Genomic DNA, 24,234 nt, shown 5'->3' with positions numbered 1-24,234 from the left:
CCCTTGACGATCGGTCAGGCCGCCGCTGTGGTCGAGGGCGGCGAGCAGGTGGATCTTGCGGCCTGCGGTCCTGGCGGCGTCGTGCAGGCTCTTCCCGTCGACCGCCAGGCCGCGCCGCTTGCACTCGCAGCGGCTGCGGCGGTCCGCGAGCCGGCGGCCGACCGCTCGGTCCAGGGCGTCGCCGTCGATCCGGCCGGCAGCCTGCGAACCGTTGTCTCCGCAGGGAAGAACCGTTTCGGGAATAGCGGATCGGGGTGCACGCCGACGTGCTCCAAGATGTGCAGCGGAGCGTCGGCGATCCATACGCCGATCGCCAGCAGCGAGGTCGCCCCCGCCAGCACCGCGCAGGCGGCCAGAGTCAGCCCGCCGACAAGACCGTGACGCACTCCGCGCGGATTGCGGGGGTCGGGCACCTCGGCAAGCTGCTCAAGCAGGTCCGGACTTTCCCCGGTACTACCTCGGGAGGCTCACGAAGTCGGCCGAGGGCAGGCGGGATCGGCGATGCTGCTTCAGCAGGCACGGTCTTCCAGGCAGGTCACGGGGGCGTCGAGAACTCAATGATCCTGGAAGCCCGTGTCTGTCACCTTCCCAGAGCTTCGTCAGCCGGCATGACGTCACGAACCGGACACCACTCGACTTCGTCGAAGCCCTGCCCGGCCGGCCAGCGGGGACAGCGCGAAACGGAAGCGAGTAAACCGTTTTCATCCTGCGCTGTAGAGGTGAAAAGAGGTTCAGTGACTGCTCTTCTCCATCAGGAAGTCTTTACCGCTTGGTGGAACTTCACGCCTTCCACGTGATCGTTGGGCCGGGCTACTCTCTCTTGGTTTTTCATTGCATCGGGGTGACCAGGAGTCAAAAAGCAGGCGCTTCTTGCCTTTTCCGTCCCCGGGTGTCGCTCTGCAACGCTTGTTCACTCTGTACTGGAGGACACGGGTGGCTCAGCGCCCGCTCATACGTGGCTCGATCGCCGTGGCTGCCGCATGCGCCATGGCCTCGGGGTTCGCTTGCTTCGCGGCGCCCGCGGCTCTCGCGGGCACGGTGACAGAGGCAGGGCCCCGGCGTTTGCCTCGGATGTCTGGTTGATCATGTGATGCCGTAGAGGGCGAGGACGCGGTGGCGTTCGGTGTGGGCTCGGCGTCCGGCGGCGGTGTTGACGTACCCGGCGAGTTTGAGTGCACTGCGGATCAGGTCGCGGACGGCGGCGAGCACGGCTGGCGTATTGCGGGTCCTGACCTGGGACTTGTCCTCACTGAAGACGACATCACGCACCCAGTGGACGGTGTTCTCCACGGTCCAGTGCCCGCGAGCCCAGGCGGCGATCTCGGCGGCAGATGCCTGCTCGGCGGGCAGATCGGTGATGGCGTAGACGGTCTCGCTGGACCACTTCTTCGCTCCGTAGAGGCGGCGTCTGCGCTGGATGCGCAGGACTTGACGGGCGTTGGGGAAGAGCAGGCCGTCGACGGTGACGACCTGTACGTGGCGCTGCTCGTGGCGGCCGTGGCCGCGGGTGTCGTCACGGTGGATCACGGGGACCTCTTTCCAGGGCAGCCGGTGGAGTTGGCGGGCCTGACCGCGCTGGTTGTTCTTGATCGTGAGGAGGTAGTGGGCGCCGCGTTCGTGCAGGTAGGCGGCGTGGGCGTGCTGGGCGTGGAGAGCGTCGGCGGTGATGACCGCGCCGGCGAGGTCCACGTCGTCGATCTGGTCGAGCAGGGGTGCGAACTCGGGGATTTCGTTCGTCTTCGCGCCGATCTCGCGGGAGGCCAGGGTGATGCCGTCGCCGTGGCGGACCGCGGAGAGCACGAAGACCCGGCTGCCGTCAGGGCGCCTGGCACCGCGCAGGCATTTGCCGTCCACCGCGATCGCCCGGCGCCTTTGACGCACCGGATCGGTCTGGGCGGCAGCCTGGTGGGCCCGGCGCTGTTCGCGTTCCGGGCCGCCGTCCGGCATCAGCAGCGCGGGATGCGCGCGCTCGTCGGAGAGCAGGGACGTCAGGTAGGCGAACCCGGCCGCGCTGAGCTCGGCCGGATCAAGGCGCCCCAGCACGCTGCGCAGGGTCTTCTCGCTCGGCACCCGGTAACGGCCCAGGAGCGGGTGGTAGGGCAGGCCGAAGGCGGCCAGTTCCTCGGGGGCCGCACGCCGGCACCACTCCGCTGCCGCAGTGATCGAGTCGTGGCCCGCGGGCGTCATCGCGCAGACCGCCAGGGCCAGCAGGGAGGAGAGTCGGTAACGCACACCGCTGGCTCCGCGCGGATCGGTGAGTGACTCGAACTCCGCGACCAGGCTGCCGACTTGATCCCGGGCGGCACCCTCACGCAGATCTTGCAGGCGGGGTGCGGGGCAGACAGGAGCAGGGATGGGGGATGATGGTGGGACGAACACGGCACCTTCGTGGATCTTGAAGCATAGAGAACTCCATGATCCACAGGGGCCGTGTTCGCCTGCTTCCGGGGCCCGCCGTCGACGTCAACCGACCCAAGGTCGGACGAGCCGGGCAAACGCCGGGGCCCTGCCTGCCGTCGTGGCCGTTGGACGCCGCGATATACAGGTCCACCCGGTCCATTCCCCCGATCGCGAGAGACTCCGGCATTTTCATCGTGAGGAACACCTGACGGCCGTTCTTGAGCGATCCGGCCGTCTCGAAGTGCGCCCCGCTGTCGTCGGCCAATAGGTTCAGGAACTCGGCGTGTTCCTCGTTCTGCACCGGGTGTTAGTCGCTGCCCACCACCCCGAGCGTCTCCGTCGCGCCGGTCTTCGGGTGGGTGCGCACGCTCGCGAAGTGCCTGCGCGGGACCTCCACCCGTGTGGCGCCGTCCTCGGTGAGCTCGGTGGCGGCCAGAGGTGGCAGACGCACCTTCCAGTCGGCCAGGGACGCGATGCGCATGGCATCCTCGGCGGTCATCGCTCCTTCGGTGACGGTCCCCAGACCGTGCCAGGCGCTCTCCTGAGCGGATGCGAAAGCGGCGGTGTGTGAGGTGCCGTGTAGAGGCCAGTAGCTTCATGTCATTCCTGTGCCACCACCAGGGAACGGTGGATTTCCCCTGCCCCGATCGCGTCCGCTGTGCTCGCGCAGCAGGATGAGAGAAACAGCCCGGCCCCGCGAGGAGGGTGGAGATGGCTGGCGGACGTCTCCGCAAGCGCGCACTGGTGGCCTTCGTTTCCGGACCTGTTCAAGGGCTTCCCCCTCGATTTCCACCTCTCTCCGTGATCCGGGGCGAGACGTTCACCGGGGACGGGGCGCTGATTGTTCACGCCGAGCGAACCGAGGAGAAGGAGGACAAGCAGTGCTCCGAACTCCGCGGCGGCTCCTTGGCCCCAGCGTCCAGCCGCCCGCTGAGGCCAAGGAAGCGCCACCACCGCCGCCTACGAGTGGGGCGTCCTGATCCTGAAGGCCCGCTGGCCGAGGTCGAGAAGCAGGCGCGGAAGATCACCATCACGGCAGCCCGGTCACAGCAATGAGCGCCGCTGAAGTGTGGGGTGCGTCTGCGACGGAGAGCGGCGGTAGGACTTCGCAGCCGCAGACCACTCCGTTGATCCTCACGCTGACGCTGAACCCCACCGTCGACATCTGCTGCGAGGTCGACCATCTGGAGGACATCGGCAAGACCCGCGCCCAGGTCCGGTTCGTGGCCGCCGGCGGCGGCGGGATCAACGTTGCCCGGGGCGTGGGGCGGCTCGGCGGACGGGCGACCGCCCTCCACACCGCCGGCCGCGAAACCGGCCAGCGCCTGAACCGGCTACTGGACGAGGAAGGCATTGAGCACCTGGCCCTGGGTATCGCGGGTGAGACGCGCGAAGCGTTCGTGCTGTTCGAGACTGAGTCACGCCGTAGCTATCACATCGTGCCGCCCGGCCCGCGGATCGAGGACCACGAGGCAGGGCGCTGCCTGGACGCGCTGGACCGGGCACTCGGGACTCACCAGTACGTCGTGGCCAGCGGCAGTCTGCCCGGCGGCGTGCCTGACGACTTCTACGCGGCTGTCGCCCGCCAGGTCAGGGCGGCCGGGTCCCGACTGGTCCTGGACACTTCGGGGCCTGCGTTGCGTGAGTCGCTGCAGGAGGGCGTCTTCCTGTTGAGGTGCAACCGCAGCGAGGCCGCCTGGCTAGTCGGCAGACCCGTGCGGGGCTTTGACGACGCCCGCGCTGTCAACGCGCACCTGCTCGCGGCAGGAGTCGAAGTCGCCATCACGACCCTCGGCGAACTCGGCGCTCTGTGCTCGACTGGTCGCAGCCACACCGAACTGCGGGCGCCTGTGCTGCCCGGGGAGCCGCTCAGCGACGCTGGGGCCGGGGACAGTATGGTGGCCGCACTCGCCGTGCGATTGGTTGCAGGCGACGATCCGGTCGACGCCTGTGCGCTCGGGGTGGCTGTGGCTGCCGCGTCGGTGCTCACCCCGGGCACTGAGCCGTTCGATCGGGACCTGGCGGAGTCCCTCTACGCTGCGGTGCGGATCAAACGTCAGGCCGACTCATAACCGCTGTCGTCGATTCTGACCGCGACGTCCTGTTCTCCGTCTGACGATAGTCGTCGATGTCTACCTATCCATGTGTGCCGCTGGCGCGCGAGCGCGTCGGCGACTTACTGCGTGAGGCGCTGGACGCCGACGGAGCGCCTGCCACTACGATGCCGAGTTTCACCCTCAGCAGTCATCGCGGCCACTGAGCCGTCGCGCCGAAGGACTACTGACCCCGGTACAGCTGGTCGAGACCGATGAGCTCCACATCGCCGTCGGCCTCGGCCGAGCGGAGCCCGGGAGTGAAGCCGACGCCGCTGTAGCAGGCCGGCCGGGTGTGGGCGACGTCCTCGCCACGGGCGGCGAGGAGGGCGAGGAGGCGACGGAGGTGTTCCAGATGGTGCAGGTCCATGACCTCGTCCCAACGTGCCACTCCCACCGACAGCAATGTCTTGGTACGGTCGTCGGACCGGCCGCGTACGACCACTTCCGCGTCCAGGTCGGCATGGCGCGCCGGGTCGGGAAGTGAGCCGTGGGCGGCCGTCTCGGGGCGCGCACCGAAGATGGCCGGCTCGGCGAAGTTCATGACCCAGTCACGGCAGACCTGTGCGAAATGGGGGCGTGCCACGGCGGAGTCGAAGACGGGACGCACGCGCCGCCAGATCTCGACGGCGTCCTGTTGCTCCAGCGTCGATCGGTAGGGCCAGACCACCGCGTGTTCGAAGGCCAGTAGCGGCTCCGTCATATGCAGCCGGATCACGTTCGGCCGGAAGGCATCGGGCCCGCTGCACAACAGATCGTTTGCCTGCAGCAGCGCGAGACAATGTGAGGCGTCGGTGAGCGAAGTACCGAGACATTCGGCGATCTCGCCCTGTGTCGAGCAGCCCGAGGCGACGGCGGCGAGCACGGAGTGGCACAGCGCACGGTCCCAGTGGTCCGTCTCCTCCTGCAGCAGGTGATGGGCCTCCAGGAACAGGGGGGTGAGAGGGCTGAGGACGGTCCTGCAAACCCAGGCGTCGAAGTCGTCCATGCTGCTGGGGGCGTCGTCTCCGGCATAGCGTCGGTAGGCGAGGGTCCCGCCCACGACGGCGTGAACCAGCAGGGCGAGGGCGGGATCGTCGATGCCCCAGTACCGTGCGGTTTGCCGGAAGTCCAGCGGGCGAAGGGTCAGTTCCAGATCGGCCAGCTCGTGCAGCGGTGAGGCCGCGCAGAACAGCCGGTGCATGACCGGCAGAGCACTGCCGCTCAGCAGCAGGCGCGCACGGTTGTCCCGCCCCGGTTCGCGCAGACGTCGGTAAGCGCTGTGGATGATGGAGGGCAGTGCTGGACTCTGCGGTACGAGGTCGGGGAACTCATCGACGACGATGGGAACTGGCCGTTCGTCGCCCAGTGCGAGCAGGGCGTCGACAGCGTCCTCCCAGCTCAGCCAGTGGTTTGGTGGCGATGCTCCCGTGTGCCTGGTCAGCTCGTCGCGGAGTCGACGCAGGGACTCGCCCTGAGTCGCCGGCTGCGCCCCGAAGTAGAAGCCGCCCAGGGAGTCGGTGAGTGCCTTCAGGAGGTACGTCTTGCCCTGCCGTAGCCGCCCTGACACGACAGCGAGGCTGGCTCCGGCACGGGTGTCGCAGGCGAAGGCGTGGAGCGCGTCCCATTCGGCGGCGCGGTCGAAGACCGTCTCCGGACTCGCGGTGCGATGGGCGTCGGACGGCCACACGGCTACTCCCATCGCCAGGCAGTGTTCCTGCCACCAGTACAACGTCGAATGCCTCGCGCCGCGACCAGGCGGCCACGCGCGGCCCCGAGCCCCGCAAGTGCTCGGCTCGCCGCAACCTGGCCACGGACGCGCGGCGCGGTGTTGTCAGGACTCGGATGAGGACCGACTGCGGCTGACCGGTGTGAGCGGGCCTGTTGCGCTGCTCTCGGTCGGTCATCCGAGGCGGCGTACAACGGTTGCCTCGTTTCGTGTGGGCGTAGGCGTCCGATGCCGGGCTCCTCGTATGTTCGGCCGGACGCGATGTATTGCCTGACTTGTAGCGCTGCGAGCGATTCATCACGCTCCAGCAATGGGAATACTTCGCCGTTGGGGCATGTCTGCTAGGAGGCGCTGTGCGGGCGACGCTCGTCCTGGGGAGGATTGCCGGGGTCCGGGTGGGTGTGCACTGGAGCGTTCTGCTCATCTTCGGCGTCATCGCCTTCGGGCTCTCGGAGGGCCGCCTTTCCAAGGCGTATCCAGGCCATCCATGGATCGTTTACTGGGCGGTCGGGGTGTCCACCGCCGTGGTCTTCTTCGCCTCTCTCCTCGTGCATGAACTGGCGCACGCCGTCGTGGCGCGGCGGAATGGGATCGACGTGGACGACATCGTCCTCTGGCTGCTGGGCGGTGCGGCCAGACTCAAGTCGGAGGCACCGAACCCGGCGGCCGAGTTGCGGATCGCGGGTGTCGGACCGCTGGTCAGCCTCGCCCTGGGGGAGTGTTTGCGCTGGCCGCGTGGATTCTGAGCGTGGTGTCCGTCCCAGGACTGGCCCTGGAGGCCGTGGCGTGGCTGTCGGCGATCAACATCCTGCTGGCCGTCTTCAACGCCATTCCCGCAGCTCCGCTTGACGGCGGTGGGCTGCTGCGCGCCTTTCTGTGGTGGCGTACGGGGAACCGGCTGCGCGCGACTGCGGGTGCGAGCGCTACGGGCCGGATCTTCGGCTGGTTCCTGGTGGTACTGGGCCTGGTGCTGGTCCTGCGGGGTGCCGCCTTCAGCGGTTTGTGGCTGACCGTGATCGGCTGGTTCCTCGTCGCGGCCGCCACGGCTGAAGCACGGCAGGCGCAGCTGCGTGAGCTACTTGCAGGGGTTCCGGTGCGGCACGCGATGACTCCGGATCCCGTCACGGCCCCCGTCGGCTTGACGGTCGTGGACCTCCTGACCCGTCCGCCCTACCGCTTCCGGCATTCGGCGTTGGGTGCAGCTCTTTCGTAGTGACCTGCTCGGTCAAGCGGTGAGGGCGTATCCGTCCTGGTGGCGGGCCTGCCGAGTGCGGAGATGTTCTTGTTCGATGTGGTGCAGCCAGTATTCCTCGAAGTCTCCGTTGATGATCACGGCGCGGAGCAGGAGGAGGGCTTCGGCACCCTCGACGCTCCACCGGGATCCGGTGATGTCGAAGCGGTCCGCGATCAAGCGGCGGCACGCGCCCTCCACCACCCCGGTCGCGATCGGCCAGCCCTGCTCCAGGGCCTGCGCGTAGCCCAGGTAGGGCTCCTTGTTCGCGAGGTAGCGCACGCACTCCTCGACGCCCCCGCGCCGCTCGGTCGTCAGCCCCAGGTCGTCGGCCTGCCGCGCGATGCGGGCGGCCGCCTCGGCGGAACGGCCGTGCAGGCTGGCAGTACCCAGGCAGGTTGTTGCGCTGGCTGGCGTGCTGGTTATGCCAGTGAGCCCACCAGCCGCCAGAGCAGCGGCCGCCAGGGTTGCGAGGATCCGACGTGCTGACATACGCGTTCCCCTCTCGATTCGTCTCCGGCGCTCCCGTTCCCCGCCGGCACTTCGAAGAACAGGCGGCATTATGTCGTGGACACGATCGATTGGATAGGAGTCCAGATTCAGCCGCTGTCGACGGGTCGGCTCTCGGAAGTCGGCGCGACCTCCGGCGCTGCGCTTGCCGCAGGTGCAAGGCGCTGACCATGGGTTTCTCGTCCCTCCAGCTCGACCTTCGACGTTTTCGCTGATCGTCGTGTGGGTCGCTCGGGCGGGTGATGCAGCACCGACCTCGGGCCTCCCTGACCCGCTACTTGTGATTCCGGGGTTCGTAGTTGATGCGAGGGGTCTGTACGGTCAACGGCCCTGTCTCACATTCGGTGGTGACGGAGAGTCGTGAGGGTCGTTGACCTTCGCGTGAAGGATGTCAACAAGCTTGTGCAGACGGTGTTTTCGGGTCTGTCCCCGCTGGTCATCGAGGATGTGGTCGACGAGGGTGGGCGGATCGTGGTGCGGGCGCGGACTCCGCAGGAGGCCGCGGTCTGTCCGGTGTGTGGGGCATCGTCGGGGCGGGTGCACGGCTATCAGCTGCGGACGGTGGCCGACGTGCCGGTCGATGACCGCCGGGTGGTGGTCCGGGTGCGGGTGCGGCGTCTAGTGTGTCCCACGCGGGGCTGCTGCCACACCTTCCGCGAGCAGGTGCCCGGGGTGCTGGAGCGTTACCAGCGACGCACCGCTCGTCTGACGAGGCAGGTCAAGGCCGTGGTCAAAGAGTTAGCGGGCCGGGCGGGATCGCGCTTGCTGGCGCTACTCGCGGTGTGCCTGTCGCGTCACACGGCCCTGCGCACCCTGCTGCGCATCCCGTTGTCCACCGGGCGGGTGCCCCGCGTGATCGGTGTCGATGACTTCGCTCTGCGCCGGCGGCACCGCTATGCCACCGTGGTGATCGACGCCGAGACACATGAGCGGATCGATGTGCTGCCGGACCGCACCGCCGACACCCTGGAAGCGTGGCTGCGCGAGCATCCGGGCGTCGAGGTCGTGTGCCGCGACGGCTCGGCGACCTATGCCGAGGCCATCCGTCGCGCCCTGCCCGACGCGGTCCAGGTCACGGACCGGTGGCATCTGTGGCACAACCTGTGTGAAGCCGCCCTCAGCGAGGTGAAGGCGCACAGCAGCTGCTGGGCCACCGTGCTGGACGCGCCTCTCTACGACGGGCCGCGTGCCCAGACCACCCTCGAGCGCTGGCACCAGGTCCACGGCCTGCTCGACCAGGGCGTGGGCCTGCTCGAGTGCGCCCGCCGCCTGCAACTGGCCCTGAACACCGTCAAACGCTATGCCCGAGCCGACCGGCCTGAGCGGATGCTCCGCGTCCCCAAGTACCGCGCCGGCCTCGTCGACCCCTACCGCGAGCACCTGCGCAAACGCCGGGCCGAAGACCCGGCCGTCCCCGTCAAGCACCTCTTCGAAGAGATCAAAGCCCTCGGTTTCACGGGCTGCCTCAACCTCCTGCACAAGTACATCAACCAGGGCCGCGCGGACGCCGACCGCAGCCACATCTCCCCGCGCAGGCTCGCCCGGATGCTTCTCACCAGGCCCGACAACCTCAAGGCCGAGCATCACGACCTCCTGGCCGAGCTCACCGCCGCCTGCTCCGAGATGACGCAACTGGCCGCTGGCATCAGGAACTTCGCCCGGCTCCTGACGCCTTGTGCAGGAAATACCGACGGGCTCTCGCGCTGGATCACCCAGGTCCGCGCAGCCGATTTACGGCTCTCCTGCCGCATCTCGACTTTCGCAGTTTGCTTGGTCGGTAGTGACGACTGGGGCGGCGATCGGTTCTCTTGCGGCGGGTGTCGCCGTCGGCCGGGACGCGAGGAAGCATCGACGGTAGAAGAAGTTCCGCTCCCGGAGAGGAGGGATTCGTCGATGCTTCCGCCTTCGACTGTACTGCCGTCCCTGGCCGGGCTACTGGAGGTCTTCCGGCCCTGCTTCCGGGCGCCGACTTACCGGGTGTTCGCCGCCCTGGTCGTGGGGATGATCGCGCAGACCGGCCGCCGCACCGTGTGCGGCATGCTCCTGGGCGCCGGGCTGGGCGGGGTGTGGCACCACGCCCGCGCCCACCGCTTCTTCTCCACCGCCCGCTGGTCGGCCGACCGGGTCGGCCTCGCGCTGGCCCAGCTGATCGTCGACCTGCTCGTGCCACCTGCCGCGGCCCTGGAAGTGGCGGTGGACGAGACGTTCTTCCGCCGCCGCGGCAAGAAGATCTTCGGCGTGCTGTGGGGACACGACGGCTCGGTCAACGCCCCCCAACCCCTACAGGTGGGCTGGGGACACTGCTGGGTGATCGCCGGCCTGGTGGCGCACCTGCCCGGCTTCCCGCGCCCAATCTGCCTGCCGGTGCTCTTGCGCCTGTGGGGCGGCAAGGGCACCGCCAGCCGGGTCCAGCTCGCCCGCACCCTGGTAGAACTGCTGGCCCGCGCCTTTCCCGACCGCGACCTCCACGTCGTCGCCGACGGCGCCTATGCCACCCACGTGCTGCGCGGCCTGCCGGACCGGATCACCTGGACCACCCGGGCCGCCGGTCGGTCCGTCTTCTACCGCCTGCCGCCCGCGCCGACCGGCAGGCGCGGACGCCCCCGGCTCAAGGGCGACCGGCTGGGCACCAGCGCCGACCTCGCGGCCCGGGCCCGCTTCCGCCCCTGCCGCACCACCTGCTACGGACACACCGCCACTGTGCGGGTGGCCGAGACCCTCTGCCTGTGGTACGGCGTCTTCGGCCCCCGCGCCGCACGGGTGCTGACCGTGCGCGACCCCGCCGCCCGGGGCAAGGACCTGACCCTGGTCACCACCGACCTCGCCAGCACGGCCGCCGCCCTGGTCTCCCGCTACGCGGGACGCTGGTCCATCGAGGTCGCCGTCTTCGACGGCAAGCAGTTCGTCGGTGCGGGGCAGGCCCGCAACCGCACCCGGGCCGCCGTCGAGCGCACCGTGCCGTTCGCCGTGATCTGCACCAGCCTGATCCCGCTGTGGTACAGCCAGTTCGGCGACCGGACCGCCGACGTGGCCGACCATCGGCGCGCGGCCCCCTGGTACACCACCAAGAAGGACCCCTCGTTCGAGGACATGCTCGCCGCGCTCCGACGTGCCGTCATTGCCGCCCGATTTAACCCTCTTCGAGCCGAAGCCCCAACAGCCACCGAAATCCTGCAAGTCCAGCACGCCTGGGCCTCCGCCGCTGCCTGACTGCGAAAGTCGAGCCGCATGTGTGGGTGCCCTGACCTGCCCTGATAGGGGAAACACGCCGTCTCCTGCAAGGCTTGAGGTCTCGAGGCTCAAGTTGGATCAAGCAGGAAAACGGCGTGTCCCTCTTCAGGATATGGAAGCGGACGCTGACGGCCGAACACACGGTGGTCGAGGGCGTCCGGATCGACGAGAACGAACAGTGTGTGATCGTGTCGGTACGGCCCGATGCGCGCCGTCGGCAGCGGTGCGGCCGGTGCCGGCGTCCGGCGCCCTGGTACGACGCGGGGCGGGGACGGCGGCGGTGGCGGGACCTCGACCATGGGGTGCTGCGTGTCTTCCTGGAGGCCCAGGCGCCGCGGGTGACCTGCCGGGAGCACGGGACGACCGTCGCCGCGGTGCCCTGGGCTCGTCACGGCGCCGGGCATACCCATGCCTTCGACCAGCAGGCGGCTTGGATGGCTGCCGAGTGTTCCAAAAGCGCGGCCGCGCAGTTGATGCGTACGTCCTGGCGGACCATCGGTGCGATCGTCGAGCGGTACGTCGCCGACCGCGACCGGTTTGTCGACCGCCTGTCGGGGCTGCGGCGGATCGGCATCGACGAGATCAGCCACCGCCGCGGGCAGAAGTACATGACGATCGTCGTGGACCACGACACCGCGAGGGTGGTGTGGATGGCCGACGGGCACGGCAAGGACGTCCTGCACCGGTTCTTCGACCAACTCGGCGTCGACCGCACCGCCCGCTTGACGCACATCAGCGCCGACGGCGCCGCCTGGATCGCCGATGTCCTGGAACACCGGGCCACGCAGGCCGTGCGCGTCATGGACCCCTTCCACGTTATTACCTGGGCCACCGACGCCCTGGATACCGAACGCCGCTCGAGCTGGAACCGCGCCCGCCGCCAGGCCCAGGACCCCGAGCGGGCCCGGGCGCTGAAGGACTCCCGCTTCGCCCTGTGGAAGAACGAAGCCGACCTCACCGACCGGCAGGCCGCGAAACTCGCCTGGATCGCTGCCACCGATCCACGCCTGCACCGCGCCTGGCGCCTGAAGGAGGCCCTGCGGGCAGTGTTCTCCCTGGCCAAGTCCCGCCCCACCGCGGCCCTGCGGGCACTGGACCGGTGGATCGGCTGGGCCCGCCGCTGCCGCATCGACGTCTTCGTCGACCTCCAGCGCCGTATCCGCCGCCATTACCAGGCGATCCGCGCCGCGCTGACCACCGGTATGAGCAACGGCCTGATCGAGTCCACCAACACCAAGACCCGCCTGATCATCCGCAGAGGCTTCGGCTTCCACTCCGCCGACGCCATCATCGCCCTGGTCATGCTCACCCTCGCCGGCCCCCGCCCCCAACTCCCCGGACGCCAACCCGCCTCAGCATGACCCACACATCAAGCAGGAGAGCCCGATTTACCCCATCTACACGCCTTCACCCGGGGCCTGGACCGAGATCTCGACGCCGTCATCGCCGGGCTCACACTTCCGTACAGCAACGGCCCCACCGAGGGCGTCAACACCAAGACCAAGCGGATCGCGCGTCAGATGCACGGACGAGCAGGCTTCCCCCTTCTTCGCCACCGCATCCTCCTCGGATAGCAACACCCCCTGTCACCACCGAATACGAGACAGGGCCGTTCACTGGACAGACCCTGAGCTGACGCTGCGTTTTTCAGCCTTTTCGCGTATGCCGGACATATCTGCCCCGGAGGCCAGGGCGGTTTCAAAGTCTTACCGGTGGCGCGTCCGTGCTGGTCAGCAGAGTCCGAGGAGAGCCAGGGGTCGGGTGAACGGCTCGTAGGACATCTCGCGGAGTCCGGCGGCGATGTTGTGGTGGCCGGCGGCACGGAGGCCGTTGATCGCGAAGCTGCGCAAGGTGGCCATGTTCTCGGGGCCGTGCTCGGTGTGGACCTTGGAGGAGTCCTCGCGGAAGGCAGTGAACCTTTCCCGGTAAGCGATCATGCCTGTGTGTGATCGTTCAGATGGTGCGGTCGTATTCAAGTTGGAGCAGGACGAGGGCTGCGGCGGCGATCTGGGTGATGCGGCTGGGATCGAGGCTGACTCGCCGCAGGGCTTTGAAGGTGGTCTTGAGCAGGGCGTTCGCGCGTTCGCACATCCCGTGGATGCCTCGGATGACCTTGTTGAAGGTCTGCTGGGCTTCGGTGAGTTCACCGCCCACGGGCTTCTTGACCGGGTGACGGAAGCCGTCTCCGGTGTTCTCGTAGCCGAGGTCGACCAAGGGTGAGGGTGCCCAGTTGGTCGGCGAGCCGGTTCAGCGCATCGAGCAGCCCGTGGTGGCGGGCGCAGGTGGTGTCATGCTCGCGGCCGGGCCGCACCGGCGAGACCCAGATCGGCCAGCCGTCAGGGGCGGAGATGACCTGCACGTTGCCGCCGTGATGCTTGTGCTTCCCGGACCACCAGAGGTCTGCCCCGTTGGACCCCGGGGCCGCGACGCGGTCGGTGCGGATGACCGTGCCGTCCAGATTGAGATGGGTCAGGCCGGCCGCCTTCGCCCGTTCCAGGGCGGTGGCCAGGTCTGGTGCCCCGGCCGCCAGGACCGTCAGCCCTTCGTGCAGGTATCGGTAGGCGGTGGAGGTGGACAGGGCATTGTCGCGGGCGAGTTGGGCCAGGCAGGTGCCGTCGATGAACCAGCGCAGGATCAGGACGGCCTGCTTGAAGCAGCCCAGGGCGCGGCGCCCGCGCCGGGTGCCGACTTCGGCTCGATGGCTTCGCAGGAGCTGGGCCAGGTGCTCGGCGGTGGAGCGCCGGACATCGAGCACGGCGGTGTATGTGACACTGGTCGGCACGTGAGGCCCCTCGGTCGGATCTTTCTGTCTCAAGATCGTTCCTACCAGGGGCCTTACGCCTGACCGGAGTTGGGAGTGCACCACGAGACACCCGGAGGCGATCACACTCAGCGACCGCCGGTTACCGAGAAAGGCTCAGTGTCTCTCACGAAGTGGAGCCGGTTTTCAATCACCCACTGCGAGCGAATGATCTTCGCGAGCCGCTGTGGGGAGGCTTCCTGGCTTGTCAGGTCGGTGATGACGTAGACCGTCTCGCGGCTGCGTCTGCCGGTCTTCAGGCAGGTGCGGTGGCGTACGACCCGGGCGACCTGCGCGGCGTGCGGGAAGTCGAGGTCATCGACGGTCAGGACCTGCACCACGCGGGTTTCCTTGCGGCCGTGCCCCTCAGTACGGTCGTAGAACTTCGCGGTAACCTCCTTCCAGGGCAGCATGTGCAGCCGCTCGTAGAGACCGGGCTGGTTCTTCTTCACGGACAGCGCGTAGTGCGCCTTCTTGTCCTCGACGAGGAAGCGGGCGTGGCCGCGCTGGGCATGCAGGGCATCGGCCGTCACAGTCACCCCGGTCAAGTCGAACGGGGCCAACAGGCTGGCAAAGCAGGTGATTTCATTCGTCTTGTCCGGCACGCGCAGCTGCGTGACGGTCAGCCCGCCACCGGTCATGGCGGCAAGCAGATGTGCAGCCGGGGTGTCGCCGTGGCGGGAGCCGCGGGCGCTCTTGCCGTCCACGGCCAGGGTGTCGGCACCGGACGGGTCACATCCCAGCAGGTCGGCAAGGCCACCGGGGCAGACTCGGTTGACGATCCGACGGATTGCCGCGGTGCTCGGCGCGATGCACACCGCGAAGACGGACACCCTCCGGGCGCCGAGCCGCGCCAGGGTGTCCTGCGGAGCGTTTCGCGCCCAATGCCCGATCGCGGCGAAGGACCGGGCCCCGCACATGACCGCGGAGCAGGCCATCAGCAGTACGCTCACGAACGGGTGACGCCTTCCGCGCCGGTCACGTGGATCGGGCAAGGTCGCCAGCCGGGACGGCAGATCGCCGATCACGCGGTGCTGACGCGAGGGCGGCTTGACCAGACACACGGTGGCAGACTGACGACACATCGAAGCTCCGGGCGATACAGGCGACTTGGTAGGTCACCGGCATCAACCGGAGCTTCGTTGCACGTGTGGCGGCCCACCACCACATCGTCATGATGCCGTGACCAGCACAGATCCTTGATCGAAAAGACTTTGAAACCGCCCTGGGGGGAGGACCGGCAGGGATCTAACCGACACACCAAACAGCAGCCGTCGAACCGGTGGCGGCGCGCCAACCAGAGACGCAACCGGATCCACTACCGCACGGCGAACCTGCGCTGGGACGCGATACACAAGCTGACCACCGAGCTGACACGCGAGGACGGCACGGTCGTGGTGGAAGACCTCAACGTCGCCGGGATGCTCAAGAATCGACGTCTGGCTCGCGTGGTGGCCGACGCCGGGTTCGGCGAGATCCGCCGGCATCTCGCCTACAAAACCTCTGGACAGGTGGCCCGCTCGACGTAGCCGACCGCTGGCTTCCCAGCAGCAAGTCGTGCTGCGGATGCCAGGCAGTGAAACCCAAGCTGCCGCTTCGGGTGCGTGTGTACGTGTGCGAACACTGCGGGCTCGTCCTCGGCCGGGACGAAAACGCAGCACGCAACCTCGCAGCGCTTGTCAAGCGGCACCTCCGGTCCGCCACCGCTTGGCTCTGGCCGCCAGCGCAGTCAGCTCCTCGAGGCGATTCCTCGATCGGCTACCCGGTTCGGCGCTGCTGAGCACAAGACGCCGTCCCGTACCATCAGGAAGGAACAGGCTTTCCTCCGACAGGACCATATGCCCAACCAGTGGATGATCGTACTGGCGAATGGCTGGTCCAAATTCAGAAACCTCGTGTTGGTCCCACATTCTCCTGAAATCTGCACTGGTGATATGGAGTTCCTTGATGACCTCGGTCAGTGAAGAATCATCCGGGTACTTACTGGAAGTCATCCGGATCTCTGAAGTCATCTTGCGCGCATCCGCATCCCAATCCGGCAGCAGGTTCCGCGTTGCAGGGTTGAGAAAGAGCATCCTTGCCGCGTTCGGCCGCTGTCCTGGTCGCAGTCCGTGCAGCGCGGCTCCGAGCGAGTTGAAGCCCAGCAGATCCATCCTGTGGTTGAGAAGAAATGCCGCGCGGTCTGTCATGCTTTGAATCAGAGCGAGAATCGATGGCCTGACGGCCTCGGATTCCGAGTTCGGGAGCTCGATCGGCCGAGGACGAGCCAGCCGCAGCAGGTATATGCGCTCAGCCCGGTCCAGTTGTAGGGCACGAGCAATTGATTCGATGACCGCGTCCGACATCCGATGGTCTTTGCCCTGTTCGATACGGGCGTAGTAGTTGGTGCTCAGACCTGCAAGCTCTGCGACCTCCTCGCGGCGTAGGCCTGCTACGCGGCGGGGTGAACCGTATGTGCGGATCCCTGCCCGTTCGGGTGTCATCGCCGCCCGGCGAGCCCGCAGAAACGCCCCAAGCTCCTCGCCGCTCCACGTGGACGCGCCCACTCTGTCTGCTCCAGTCATCCGCTTGCTCATCGCGAAGTACACCCGCCCGACCCCCTCCAGCACCGCCGCGGCGCTCTCGGGTCGGGTCAGGTCGCCCATGACGACCTCGTGCCGAGCGCACGCAACTCGGCCGCGCGATCGTCGTCACGGCTGACCATGCGCGCACTGGCACGTCCTGCGCGTGCAGTTCCGTGAGGACCGTTCGGCCAACCCCAGCGGCACCGGCGATGAGAACGAGGTTGTTGGCACCCGTCGGACGATCAGCGCGGGCGCCGATGTGGCCAGCCGTATCTGTCGCCCGGTCCGGGACACAGCCCTCTTGTGGACCGTGTGCACGGACGCCTCAGCCATTATGAGGAGATGCTCTTATCTGGGGTGCGGCAAGCCGGTCAACCATGGCCAACCGGGGACGCCAAGGACCCTCCAGGCACCCATGGGCAAACGCTGGCACCCTCAAGTGATCAACGCACCACTCACGGACGATCATGTGGTCGTGGAGGCACCGGTGCGTGACTACGGGTTTTCGCCGGCTCAGCATCGGTCGAAGCTGCATCTGACCGGCAGCGAGCGCGGGGAGGTATCCCGCGGTATCGCGGCAGGTGAGTCGGCCCGGCGTTTGGCCAAGTGACTGGGCAGATCAGCGTCGACCGTCTCCCGGGAGATCGCCCGCAAGCAGGCCAAGCTCGCCCAACGACCGCATTGCGGGCGCTGGTGGAGGCGAAACTGGCCCTGTGCTGGGCGCCTGAGCAGATCGCGGGCTGGCTGCGACGGCAGTTCCCCAGCGACGTCTCCGTGCAGGTCTCGCACGAGGCGATCTACCTCTCGCTCTTCGACCCGCGCCGCCGCCAGGCGATCGACCGCAGCCTCACCCAGCGGCTGCGGACTGCTCGGCCCATGCGCAGCCCGAAGGTCGCCCGCCGACCCACCGGGCGGGACGTGATCCGCGGCATGGTGTCCATCAGCGCCCGTCCCGCTGAGGTCGAGGACCGCAAGATCCCCGGTCACTGGGAGGGAGACCTCGTCATGGGCACCCGGCCCTCAGCGGTCGCCACCCTCGTCGAGCGCACCAGCCGATACACCGCCATCGTCGCGTTGCCCGACAACATCAAGGCCGAGCAGGTCACACCGCACCTCATCCGCAGCCTCCTCGGCATCCCGCCACAGTCACGGCGGACGCTCACCCGGGACCGGGGCCGCGAGATGGCCGAGCACCAAGCCATCACCGCGGAGACGGGTATGCCCATCTATCTCTGCAAGCCGCGAAGCCCGTGGCCGCGCGGCACCAACGAGAACACCAACCGACTGTTGCGGCAGCACCTGCCCAAGGGCGCGGACCTCCGCACCTTCAGCCAGGCCGAACTGGACGCCATCGCCTACGAACTCAACCAAGACCCATGACTACCGAACTCCGGCACAGGTCTACGCTGATCTCCTGAACAGCGGTGATGCACTGACCGCGTGAGCCCGCCCGCCCTTCCTGACGGAGGGTCGCTAGCCTCGGGCTTTCGCGCGCCCCCGGCAGGAGGTGCGGTGCGGAATGCTGTGCACGGTCTTCTGGTCGCTGACCACCCCGACGAGCCCCGCCGCGTCCGCTACAGCTGCCTCACCCAGAGGACCATGCAGCGTTTGAGCACATCAAGCTCCATGGCCAGCTCCTTGTTGTCCTTCTTCAACTGGGCGTTCTCCCGCCGCAGCCGCGCGATCTCCTCGCACTCACCCGCCGCCCCGGCCCCGCCGGCCTTGCGGACCTGCGACACCCAACTCGCCAGCGTGGTCTCGTTAATCCCGAGATCCTTCGCGACCTGCGCGATCGGCTTGCCGGTCTCGGCAACGATCCGCACAGCCCCCTCACGGAACTCCGCATCGAACTTCCGCCTCTTGCCTGCCATGACCCTCAACTTCCCCTGTAATCACGGTCTCTGCGCTACGAGGGGAAGGTCAACGCCGTTACTCCCCTCCTTCGTCGACCAGCTACTCGCATACGGGCGAGACCCGGGCGGGATCCCCAAGGTCTCCGCTGCCGGCAGCACGGGATGCGCGGCCCTGGCTTCCCGAGTCCTCAGCATCAGCATCCTCATCAGCAGCTCACCTCACATTCAGTGCGTTGCGTCGTGCGCTTCGGTAGCCTCTGTCGGTTGCGTCGTCGACGGCTCGTCCTTCTCATGGGTCACGGCCTTGACGAGGTTCGTGGCCTGCTGGGAGGGAATGAATGCCGCCAGTACCAGGCCACCGAACAGCGCACCTATGGCAATGCCGAATGAGATGCGGAAACCACTGATGGTGGGTACCACCACCGCACCGGCCCGTTCCGAGGTGTGAGCCAGCACCACGCCCATGATGGCGCTGGACATCGATGTACCGACGGACCGCGTTAGGGTGTTCATCCCGGTGGCCGCGCCGGTCTGCGTCGGATCGACTGCCTTGACGATCAGCGCCGGAAGGGAGGAGTATGCGAAACCGATGCCGGCGCCGACAACCACCGAGATGACAACGGTCTGCCAGACAGCACTCATCAGGCCGATGCCCGCGCCGTAGCCGATCCCCATGACGATCATTCCGATGACCAGTGCGACCTTAGGCCCGTACTTCGCCAGGATCCAGGCGTAGACGGGGGTGACCAGGATCATCATGATGCCGATCGGTGCCACGCATAGGCCGGCGACAACCATCGACTGGTCGAGGCCGTACCCGGCGGAGGCGGGCGTTTGGAGCAGCTGTGGCAGGACGAGCGTGACCACGTAGAAGGCCACCCCCAGCATGAACGCCGCGAGGTTGGTGAGCAGTACTTCGCGGCGGGCCGTGGTTTGTAGATCGACCAGCGGTGTGGCGACCTTGAGCTCCGCTACGCCCCAGAGAAGGAGGATGACGGCCGCCAGGGTGAAGAGGCCCAAGGTGGTGGTCGAACCCCAACCCCAGAGGCTGCCCTTGGTGATCGCCAGCAGCAGGGCTACCAGTCCGCCGCTGAGTCCGAGCGCGCCTCGCCAGTCGAACGTACCCGCGGCACGTACCGGCGACTCAGCCACGAGGAAGAAGGTGAGCGCCATCGACAGCACGCCGATGGCGGCCGAGCCGAAGAACAGGAAGTGCCAGTCGGCGTTCTGAGCGACCAGCGCTGCAGCAGGCAGTCCGAGTGCGCTGCCCACACCGATGGAAGAACTCATCAGTGCCATCGCCGAGCCGAGCTTCTCGCGCGGCAACTTGTCCCGCAGGATACCGATGCCCAGCGGAATCGCGCTCGTGCCGAAGCCCTGGAGAGCCCTGCCCGTGATCATGACGATCAGGCTGTCGGTGAATGCGCAGACCAGCGACCCGACGACCATGACCGCAAGGCTTGTGAGCAGTATCCGCCGCTTGCCGAACAGGTCGCCGAGGCGCCCCATAATTGGCGTGGAGACGGCGCTGGCGAGGAGTGTCGAGGTCAGGAGCCAGGTGGCGTTGGTCGGCGTCGTGTGCAGTAGCGCTGGAAGATCGGTCAGAACCGGAATGAGCAGCGTCTGCATGACGGCGACAGAGATGCCTGTGATGGCGAGGCTGGAAACGATCGTTCCGGTGCGGCGTTCTCGGAGGACCGGGCGAGTCCCTATGTATCGATGCTTCGGTATATGTCGATGATTCGGTCTCGTCGGCATTCTCGTGACCTCCAGACAGGAAAGACTGCGGGCACTGGCGTGCCCGTGTCGTGGCTACGGTGAGGTCCCTGGGCACGCGCAGTTCAGGCGAAGGCGATATACGTGGAGGGCAAGCTGAGAGGCTCCACAGATCTGCTCCGGCGAACGGTAGGGCAGTACGAACGGCAAGGCGCCGAGCCCAGCGACTGCGCCGTTGACTTGCTTACCTCGCCGCCTAAAGGCGAGCGTGCACGCAGCCAACTCCGGTACCCCTGCGCAGGTCGCCGCCGTTCATCCCGCCATCAACGACGTATGGATGGACGGCGGCAACCGTCACACCTTCAGAGAGCATGGCCCGTTATGGGCGCCTGAGCCCTTTGGTGCGCTCTTCAGGCACGTGTCCGCGGTTCGCGGAGCGGACTTCTCCCGCCCCAGGACGGGCAGACCGGTTGATGGTTACCGGTCTGCGGTCGGTATGACGAGCGGCAGGCTGTGCAGGACGTCGAAGCGGGTGAGTTTCCACACTCCGTCAATCCTGCGCAGGATGGCGTCGTAGAAGCCGATCATGGTCGGCGCGACGCTGCCGTGCACCCCGGCATGACCCTTCGACCAGCCACCCTCTGGCTCCGGCTCGGCGACCGTGGACATCACGATCCACTGCGCGTTCATGGTTGCCTGATCGCCGGCGACCTCTATGACATGGTCGGTGGTCAGGTGGTGCAAGTACGCCCGCTCCGGGAGCGGGTGCCAGCCCTCGACAAATTCCTTGATCGCCTCCGGGCCGACGATCGGCTTTCCGGAGGACTGGTACTTCTCCGTGCCGGACCGGCCGAAGAACTGGAAAACCCCGTCCTCGGCGAACAGCGCGGCCAGGGCCTCCGGGTCTCGCTCGTCAGTGGCACGGACGTACCGGGAGAGGACGTCTTGAATCTCGTGCTTGTCGTTCATCAATGTCTCCTTTGAGCGGTTAGCGTGCGAAGCGGCGCTCGTAGCCCTGCCAGAGCGTGTCGAAGTCCTGGCGCCGCCGCGGTGAGTCAAGAGCCTGGCGGGTGAGCCGGAGCGGGTCCCGCGACTCGTAGACGACCATGAGGCCCCAGTTGAGCCGCTGGGGACCGGGCGGCATGTTGGTCGCCGCGTCGTCCATCTCCGGGACTACGCCGTGCGGCGTCATCATGTTCTGAAGGGAGCTGGCGCCCGGCTCGCCGTACATGCTCGTCGGCCCGGACTCCGGGACCTTGATCACACCGTAGAACTCGGTACTGATGTTGCGGTGGTAGTACTGCGGGCGGAAGGTGTCCTCCGCCACGTCCCAGCGCCCGGTGGGGGCGAGGAAGTCGAGGTTGGGCACGCCGGGGGTGTCGGTCGGCGAGGTGAGGATCGTGTAGATCGAAGGGTCGGTGTGGTCGCGGGTGAGGGTCCCGACGTTCTGGAAGGAATACAGGTCGTAAACGTAGGGCACGTGGTTGCCGTGCCAGGCCACGACGTCCAGCGGCGAGTGGTCGTAGATCGAGCTCCACAGCTCTCCGCTGTACTTGACGACCACCTCCACCGGTCGCTCGACGTCCTCGTAGGCGGCGACCGGGGCGCGGAAGTGCTGCGGGTTCGCCATACCGTTGGCGCCGAGCGGGCCGAGTTCGGGGATGATGACCGGACGGCCGAAGTTCTCGGCGACATAGCCGCGGGCGACCGCGTCCAGCAACTCCACCCGGAACCGCACACCACGCGGGATCAGCGCAAGATCTCCAGGCTTGACATGCAGCAGCCCGAACTCGGTGCGCAGCAGAAGTTCACCCTCTTGGGGGGTGATCAACAGCTCGCCGTCGGAGTCACTGAACACCTTGTCCGTCATGGAGGTGTCAGCGGCATAAAGGTGCACGGCCATGCCGGTGCGTGCGGTCGGGTCGCCGTTGCCGCCGAGGGTCCACATGCCTGAGACGAAATCGGTCCCAGGCGCCGGGTCAGGCAACGGGCTCCAGTAGGAGCGATTCATTTCAATCTCGGCATCGGCGATGCCGCGAAAGGTTCCCCCGTCGATCCGACTGAAGGCACGATGCTGTGCCGACGGCCGGATGCGGTACATCCACGAGTGGCGGTTGTTGGCCCGCGGTTCGGTGAAGGCGCTGCCGCTGATCTGCTCGGTGTAGAGCCCCATTGGCGGACGCTGCGGCGCGTTGTTGCCGACAGGCAAGGCGCCAGGCAGTGCCTCGCTGGAGTGAAGGTTTCCGAAGCCGTGTATGTACCTCAGTGCTTCGGCGGTCTTGCGCGCCTTGCTTTTTTCTTTCTGATCCGTTCGGATGCTCATCCAAATCCTCGCACTGGAAATAAAGGGCGACTTACTCACGGCTTGCTTCGTCAGGCATGCCGTCGGCCTGACAGGGCAAACAGCTCACCCCCTGGCCTCGCAGGAGGCAGAAGACGCCCATTGCTCTGGGTAATTCTACGACTGTGGAATTTACAGGGAGACTATGCTACATCCATGACTGAACGCAACGTCTCTCTGGTTAATTCCACGACTGTGGAATGGAGACTACACTGCGCCCATGACTGAACGCAACGTCTCTCTAAATAATTCTACGACTGTGGAACTGGTTGGATACTATACTGCTCCCATGGCTGAACGCAACGCCTCCCTGAGTAATTCCACGACTGTGGAACTGGTTGGAGACTATACTGCTCCCATGACTGAACGCAACGCCTCGGCCGGCGGAGGGCGCCGCACCACGGCCGAAACCCAAGACCGCATTCGCAACGCTGCAGTCGACGCCTTCATGGAGCGCGGTTACGACGGTGTGGGTCTGCGTGAGATCGCCAAGAGGGCCGGCGTCGACCCGCGGCTCGTCGGCCACTACTTCGGCTCCAAGGAGGGCCTGTTCGCGGAGGCCCTCGAACTCACCATGGAGATGCCATCCGTAGGCCGCAAGGAGTCGGCTGCAGCGTTCCTGGCTCAGCTTCGGTCCGAGCGAAGCATGGCGGGCCTGCTCATGACAATTCGCTCAACGTCGAACCCGCAGGCTGTAGAAATCATGAGGGAAATGATCGAGCACAGGTTCCAACATGGCCTGGCCGACCAACTCCTGGGTGAACAGCGTCACGAGCGGGCTGCGTTGATCCTCGCCATAGGCATCGGTATCCTCGTCATGCGGGAAGTCATTGGCGTCGCTGCTCTCAACGGTGATGTGACAGGCCTCACGCCCTATCTCGAGGCCGTCTTCGAGGCCGTTGAAGACGGGCCAGCCGTCGATCGACCCGAGGCAACCACATAGTGGATTTGCGCCGGTTTGGTGCACGCTGACGTCTTGCCTGGCGCACGGGTGGTGATGGAGGCATCCACGCTTCGGGACCGGGATCAGGGCTTCGGCGTAGTCGCATGACGTCCGGTTCGTGGTCATCCGAGGCCGAGGAGTGCGAGGGGGCGGCGAGGGTCGCGGGCGTTGCGGCGGAGGCCGGCCGCGATGTTCTTCACTCCGGCCGCGCGGAGGGCTCCGATGGCGAGGTTGCGCCAGGTGGCCATCGCGCGGGGTGCGTTGCCGGTCCGCAGCTGGGAGGCGTCCTCGGCGAAGGTGGTATCACGGACATGGTGCACCGAGCGCGGTGATGACGGCCGCGGCGTGGACATCCTTGTGGGTGTCCACGCCGAGCAAGATTTCCTCCTCGGCGTCGGCCGGGACGTGACATGGGGCCGTGGGCTGCGTGATGCTGGGCAAGGTCGCCTGTCTCCTGATCGCCTCGGGTGCTGGTGACCGTCGCCGGGCCGGGGCGGTCAAGACTGTGACGGTGCCTGTCGCGAAGGCCGCTATCGGGACACGTCCCCTGCCCGGCGGCAGCGAGTGCCGCCCCAGGCAGCGGCCGACAGATCAACGCCAAGGCAACAACGCCAGTCGTAGCTCGGGGCTCGCCGCGGCCGCGAGCGCGGCCAGCGTGTTCGTCGGCCTGGCGCACCCAGTTGCGCAGCGTCTCGCCGGTCACCCCGACATCCGCCGCGACCGCCGCATACGTGCGCTTCCCGTCCACCGCCCGGTACAACGCGACGGCATCGTTCCTGAACTCCTCCGGATACGAAGACCTACGTCCCACCAGGACACCCTTCCTCGGATCTGCAAGATCCAT

At 67.1% G+C, this 24,234-nt stretch carries 22 protein-coding genes and 5 pseudogenes; 11 read left to right on the top strand and 16 right to left on the bottom strand.

Annotated elements, in window-relative coordinates:
• Window positions 1–14: 14 nt before the first annotated feature.
• The 4 genes from ACQEXA_RS12085 to ACQEXA_RS12070 form a co-directional block, all read right to left on the bottom strand.
• Window positions 15–386, bottom strand: coding sequence for a hypothetical protein (locus ACQEXA_RS12085; RefSeq protein WP_433134527.1), 372 nt, complete (start codon window positions 384–386; stop codon window positions 15–17).
• A 697-nt stretch (window positions 387–1,083) separates the two neighbouring features.
• Window positions 1,084–2,379, bottom strand: coding sequence for an ISAs1 family transposase (locus tag ACQEXA_RS12080; RefSeq protein ID WP_433129759.1), 1,296 nt, complete (start codon window positions 2,377–2,379; stop codon window positions 1,084–1,086).
• Window positions 2,309–2,701, bottom strand: coding sequence for a DUF932 domain-containing protein (locus ACQEXA_RS12075; RefSeq protein WP_433129757.1), 393 nt, complete (start codon window positions 2,699–2,701; stop codon window positions 2,309–2,311). Before ACQEXA_RS12075 ends, ACQEXA_RS12080 begins: the two co-directional genes overlap by 71 nt.
• Before the next feature lie 6 nt (window positions 2,702–2,707).
• A complete protein-coding gene (locus ACQEXA_RS12070) occupies window positions 2,708–2,899 on the bottom strand; it encodes a hypothetical protein (RefSeq protein WP_433129755.1) in 192 nt (63 codons plus the stop codon).
• 553 nt (window positions 2,900–3,452) lie between these two features.
• Here ACQEXA_RS12070 and ACQEXA_RS12065 point away from each other — a divergent pair.
• Window positions 3,453–4,472, top strand: a complete 1,020-nt coding sequence (locus tag ACQEXA_RS12065) for a 1-phosphofructokinase family hexose kinase (protein ID WP_433129753.1) — start codon at window positions 3,453–3,455, stop codon at window positions 4,470–4,472.
• A 205-nt stretch (window positions 4,473–4,677) separates the two neighbouring features.
• On the opposite strand, the gene ACQEXA_RS12060 is transcribed toward ACQEXA_RS12065, so the two are convergent.
• Complete coding sequence (locus ACQEXA_RS12060) at window positions 4,678–6,174, bottom strand: AAA family ATPase (RefSeq protein ID WP_433129751.1); 1,497 nt, start codon at window positions 6,172–6,174, stop codon at window positions 4,678–4,680.
• A gap of 380 nt (window positions 6,175–6,554) precedes the next feature.
• On the opposite strand from ACQEXA_RS12060, the gene ACQEXA_RS12055 reads away from it, so the two are divergent.
• Entirely contained in the window at window positions 6,555–6,947 is a 393-nt protein-coding gene (locus tag ACQEXA_RS12055) for a site-2 protease family protein (protein ID WP_433129749.1), read from the top strand.
• A gap of 2 nt (window positions 6,948–6,949) precedes the next feature.
• Window positions 6,950–7,414 (top strand): site-2 protease family protein, encoded by a 465-nt coding sequence (locus tag ACQEXA_RS12050; RefSeq protein ID WP_433129747.1) that lies wholly within the window; start codon window positions 6,950–6,952, stop codon window positions 7,412–7,414.
• Between the two features lie 12 nt (window positions 7,415–7,426).
• On the opposite strand, the gene ACQEXA_RS12045 is transcribed toward ACQEXA_RS12050, so the two are convergent.
• Window positions 7,427–7,924: a hypothetical protein gene (locus tag ACQEXA_RS12045; RefSeq protein WP_433129745.1), complete on the bottom strand. Its 498-nt coding sequence runs from the start codon at window positions 7,922–7,924 to the stop codon at window positions 7,427–7,429.
• Window positions 7,925–8,323: 399 nt separating this feature from the next.
• On the opposite strand from ACQEXA_RS12045, the pseudogene ACQEXA_RS12040 reads away from it, so the two are divergent.
• The 4 genes and pseudogenes from ACQEXA_RS12040 to ACQEXA_RS12025 form a co-directional block, all read left to right on the top strand.
• Window positions 8,324–9,676 (top strand): annotated as a pseudogene (locus tag ACQEXA_RS12040) (ISL3 family transposase); the annotation flags it as partial.
• A 159-nt stretch (window positions 9,677–9,835) separates the two neighbouring features.
• The gene (locus ACQEXA_RS12035; RefSeq protein WP_433131300.1) at window positions 9,836–11,152 is read left to right on the top strand and encodes an IS701 family transposase; all 1,317 of its coding nucleotides are present in this window, start codon (window positions 9,836–9,838) and stop codon (window positions 11,150–11,152) included.
• Window positions 11,153–11,268: 116 nt separating this feature from the next.
• Window positions 11,269–12,534: an ISL3 family transposase gene (locus ACQEXA_RS12030; RefSeq protein WP_432920435.1), complete on the top strand. Its 1,266-nt coding sequence runs from the start codon at window positions 11,269–11,271 to the stop codon at window positions 12,532–12,534.
• Between the two features lie 9 nt (window positions 12,535–12,543).
• A pseudogene (locus ACQEXA_RS12025) lies at window positions 12,544–12,747 on the top strand (transposase); the annotation flags it as partial.
• 156 nt (window positions 12,748–12,903) lie between these two features.
• Here the strand turns inward: ACQEXA_RS12025 and ACQEXA_RS12020 are convergent.
• The 3 genes and pseudogenes from ACQEXA_RS12020 to ACQEXA_RS12010 form a co-directional block, all read right to left on the bottom strand.
• Entirely contained in the window at window positions 12,904–13,110 is a 207-nt protein-coding gene (locus ACQEXA_RS12020) for a hypothetical protein (RefSeq protein ID WP_433129743.1), read from the bottom strand.
• Between the two features lie 16 nt (window positions 13,111–13,126).
• Window positions 13,127–13,928 (bottom strand): annotated as a pseudogene (locus tag ACQEXA_RS12015) (HARBI1 family protein).
• Between the two features lie 134 nt (window positions 13,929–14,062).
• Window positions 14,063–15,001 (bottom strand): ISAs1 family transposase, encoded by a 939-nt coding sequence (locus ACQEXA_RS12010; RefSeq protein ID WP_433129741.1) that lies wholly within the window; start codon window positions 14,999–15,001, stop codon window positions 14,063–14,065.
• 171 nt (window positions 15,002–15,172) lie between these two features.
• Here ACQEXA_RS12010 and ACQEXA_RS12005 point away from each other — a divergent pair, with 171 nt between their 5' ends.
• Window positions 15,173–15,502: a transposase gene (locus ACQEXA_RS12005; protein WP_433129739.1), complete on the top strand. Its 330-nt coding sequence runs from the start codon at window positions 15,173–15,175 to the stop codon at window positions 15,500–15,502.
• 35 nt (window positions 15,503–15,537) lie between these two features.
• Window positions 15,538–15,753: pseudogene (locus tag ACQEXA_RS12000) on the top strand (zinc ribbon domain-containing protein); the annotation flags it as partial.
• On the opposite strand, the gene ACQEXA_RS11995 reads toward ACQEXA_RS12000, so the two are convergent.
• Window positions 15,653–16,618, bottom strand: coding sequence for a helix-turn-helix transcriptional regulator (locus ACQEXA_RS11995; RefSeq protein WP_433129737.1), 966 nt, complete (start codon window positions 16,616–16,618; stop codon window positions 15,653–15,655). The pseudogene ACQEXA_RS12000 and the gene ACQEXA_RS11995 overlap by 101 nt on opposite strands.
• A 612-nt stretch (window positions 16,619–17,230) precedes the next feature.
• Here ACQEXA_RS11995 and ACQEXA_RS11990 point away from each other — a divergent pair.
• A complete protein-coding gene (locus ACQEXA_RS11990) occupies window positions 17,231–17,917 on the top strand; it encodes an IS30 family transposase (protein ID WP_433129735.1) in 687 nt (228 codons plus the stop codon).
• Window positions 17,918–18,111: 194 nt separating this feature from the next.
• Here the strand turns inward: ACQEXA_RS11990 and ACQEXA_RS11985 are convergent, their stop codons facing one another.
• From ACQEXA_RS11985 to ACQEXA_RS11970, 4 genes are all read right to left on the bottom strand, one after another.
• Window positions 18,112–18,408 (bottom strand): transposase, encoded by a 297-nt coding sequence (locus tag ACQEXA_RS11985; protein ID WP_433129733.1) that lies wholly within the window; start codon window positions 18,406–18,408, stop codon window positions 18,112–18,114.
• Window positions 18,409–18,615: 207 nt separating this feature from the next.
• Window positions 18,616–20,103 (bottom strand): MFS transporter, encoded by a 1,488-nt coding sequence (locus ACQEXA_RS11980; protein ID WP_433134525.1) that lies wholly within the window; start codon window positions 20,101–20,103, stop codon window positions 18,616–18,618.
• Window positions 20,104–20,583: 480 nt separating this feature from the next.
• Window positions 20,584–21,075, bottom strand: coding sequence for a nuclear transport factor 2 family protein (locus ACQEXA_RS11975; RefSeq protein WP_433129732.1), 492 nt, complete (start codon window positions 21,073–21,075; stop codon window positions 20,584–20,586).
• A 19-nt stretch (window positions 21,076–21,094) separates the two neighbouring features.
• Window positions 21,095–22,429, bottom strand: a complete 1,335-nt coding sequence (locus ACQEXA_RS11970) for a homogentisate 1,2-dioxygenase (RefSeq protein ID WP_433129730.1) — start codon at window positions 22,427–22,429, stop codon at window positions 21,095–21,097.
• 376 nt (window positions 22,430–22,805) lie between these two features.
• Between ACQEXA_RS11970 and ACQEXA_RS11965 the strand changes: the two genes are divergently transcribed.
• Window positions 22,806–23,390: a TetR/AcrR family transcriptional regulator gene (locus ACQEXA_RS11965; RefSeq protein ID WP_433129728.1), complete on the top strand. Its 585-nt coding sequence runs from the start codon at window positions 22,806–22,808 to the stop codon at window positions 23,388–23,390.
• A 122-nt stretch (window positions 23,391–23,512) separates the two neighbouring features.
• Here ACQEXA_RS11965 and ACQEXA_RS11960 read toward each other — a convergent pair whose 3' ends face one another.
• Both ACQEXA_RS11960 and ACQEXA_RS11955 read right to left on the bottom strand, forming a co-directional pair.
• On the bottom strand, window positions 23,513–23,710 hold the full coding sequence (locus ACQEXA_RS11960) for a hypothetical protein (protein ID WP_433134831.1): 198 nt from the start codon (window positions 23,708–23,710) through the stop codon (window positions 23,513–23,515).
• A gap of 340 nt (window positions 23,711–24,050) precedes the next feature.
• A pseudogene (locus ACQEXA_RS11955) lies at window positions 24,051–24,201 on the bottom strand (transposase); the annotation flags it as partial.
• Window positions 24,202–24,234: the final 33 nt, after the last annotated feature.

Origin of the sequence: Streptomyces sp. CA-106110, from assembly GCF_050936285.1 — a bacterium.
Taxonomy (GTDB): Bacteria; Actinomycetota; Actinomycetes; order Streptomycetales; family Streptomycetaceae; genus Streptomyces.
Note: the sequence above shows the minus strand (reverse complement) of the source record. Positions and strands in the feature narration are given on the sequence as shown.

Bases quoted from the DNA above. Each gene is read 5' to 3' on its own strand.
- ACQEXA_RS12070 (WP_433129755.1), bottom strand. From the start codon at position 2,899: ATGACCGCCGAGGATGCCATGCGCATCGCGTCCCTGGCCGACTGGAAG.
- ACQEXA_RS12065 (WP_433129753.1), top strand. From the start codon at position 3,453: ATGAGCGCCGCTGAAGTGTGGGGTGCGTCTGCGACGGAGAGCGGCGGT.
- ACQEXA_RS12060 (WP_433129751.1), bottom strand. From the start codon at position 6,174: ATGGGAGTAGCCGTGTGGCCGTCCGACGCCCATCGCACCGCGAGTCCG.
- ACQEXA_RS12045 (WP_433129745.1), bottom strand. From the start codon at position 7,924: ATGTCAGCACGTCGGATCCTCGCAACCCTGGCGGCCGCTGCTCTGGCG.
- ACQEXA_RS12035 (WP_433131300.1), top strand. From the start codon at position 9,836: ATGCTTCCGCCTTCGACTGTACTGCCGTCCCTGGCCGGGCTACTGGAG.
- ACQEXA_RS12020 (WP_433129743.1), bottom strand. From the start codon at position 13,110: ATGATCGCTTACCGGGAAAGGTTCACTGCCTTCCGCGAGGACTCCTCC.
- ACQEXA_RS11995 (WP_433129737.1), bottom strand. From the start codon at position 16,618: ATGGGCGACCTGACCCGACCCGAGAGCGCCGCGGCGGTGCTGGAGGGG.
- ACQEXA_RS11985 (WP_433129733.1), bottom strand. From the start codon at position 18,408: ATGGCAGGCAAGAGGCGGAAGTTCGATGCGGAGTTCCGTGAGGGGGCT.
- ACQEXA_RS11975 (WP_433129732.1), bottom strand. From the start codon at position 21,075: ATGAACGACAAGCACGAGATTCAAGACGTCCTCTCCCGGTACGTCCGT.
- ACQEXA_RS11970 (WP_433129730.1), bottom strand. From the start codon at position 22,429: ATGAGCATCCGAACGGATCAGAAAGAAAAAAGCAAGGCGCGCAAGACC.
- ACQEXA_RS11965 (WP_433129728.1), top strand. From the start codon at position 22,806: ATGACTGAACGCAACGCCTCGGCCGGCGGAGGGCGCCGCACCACGGCC.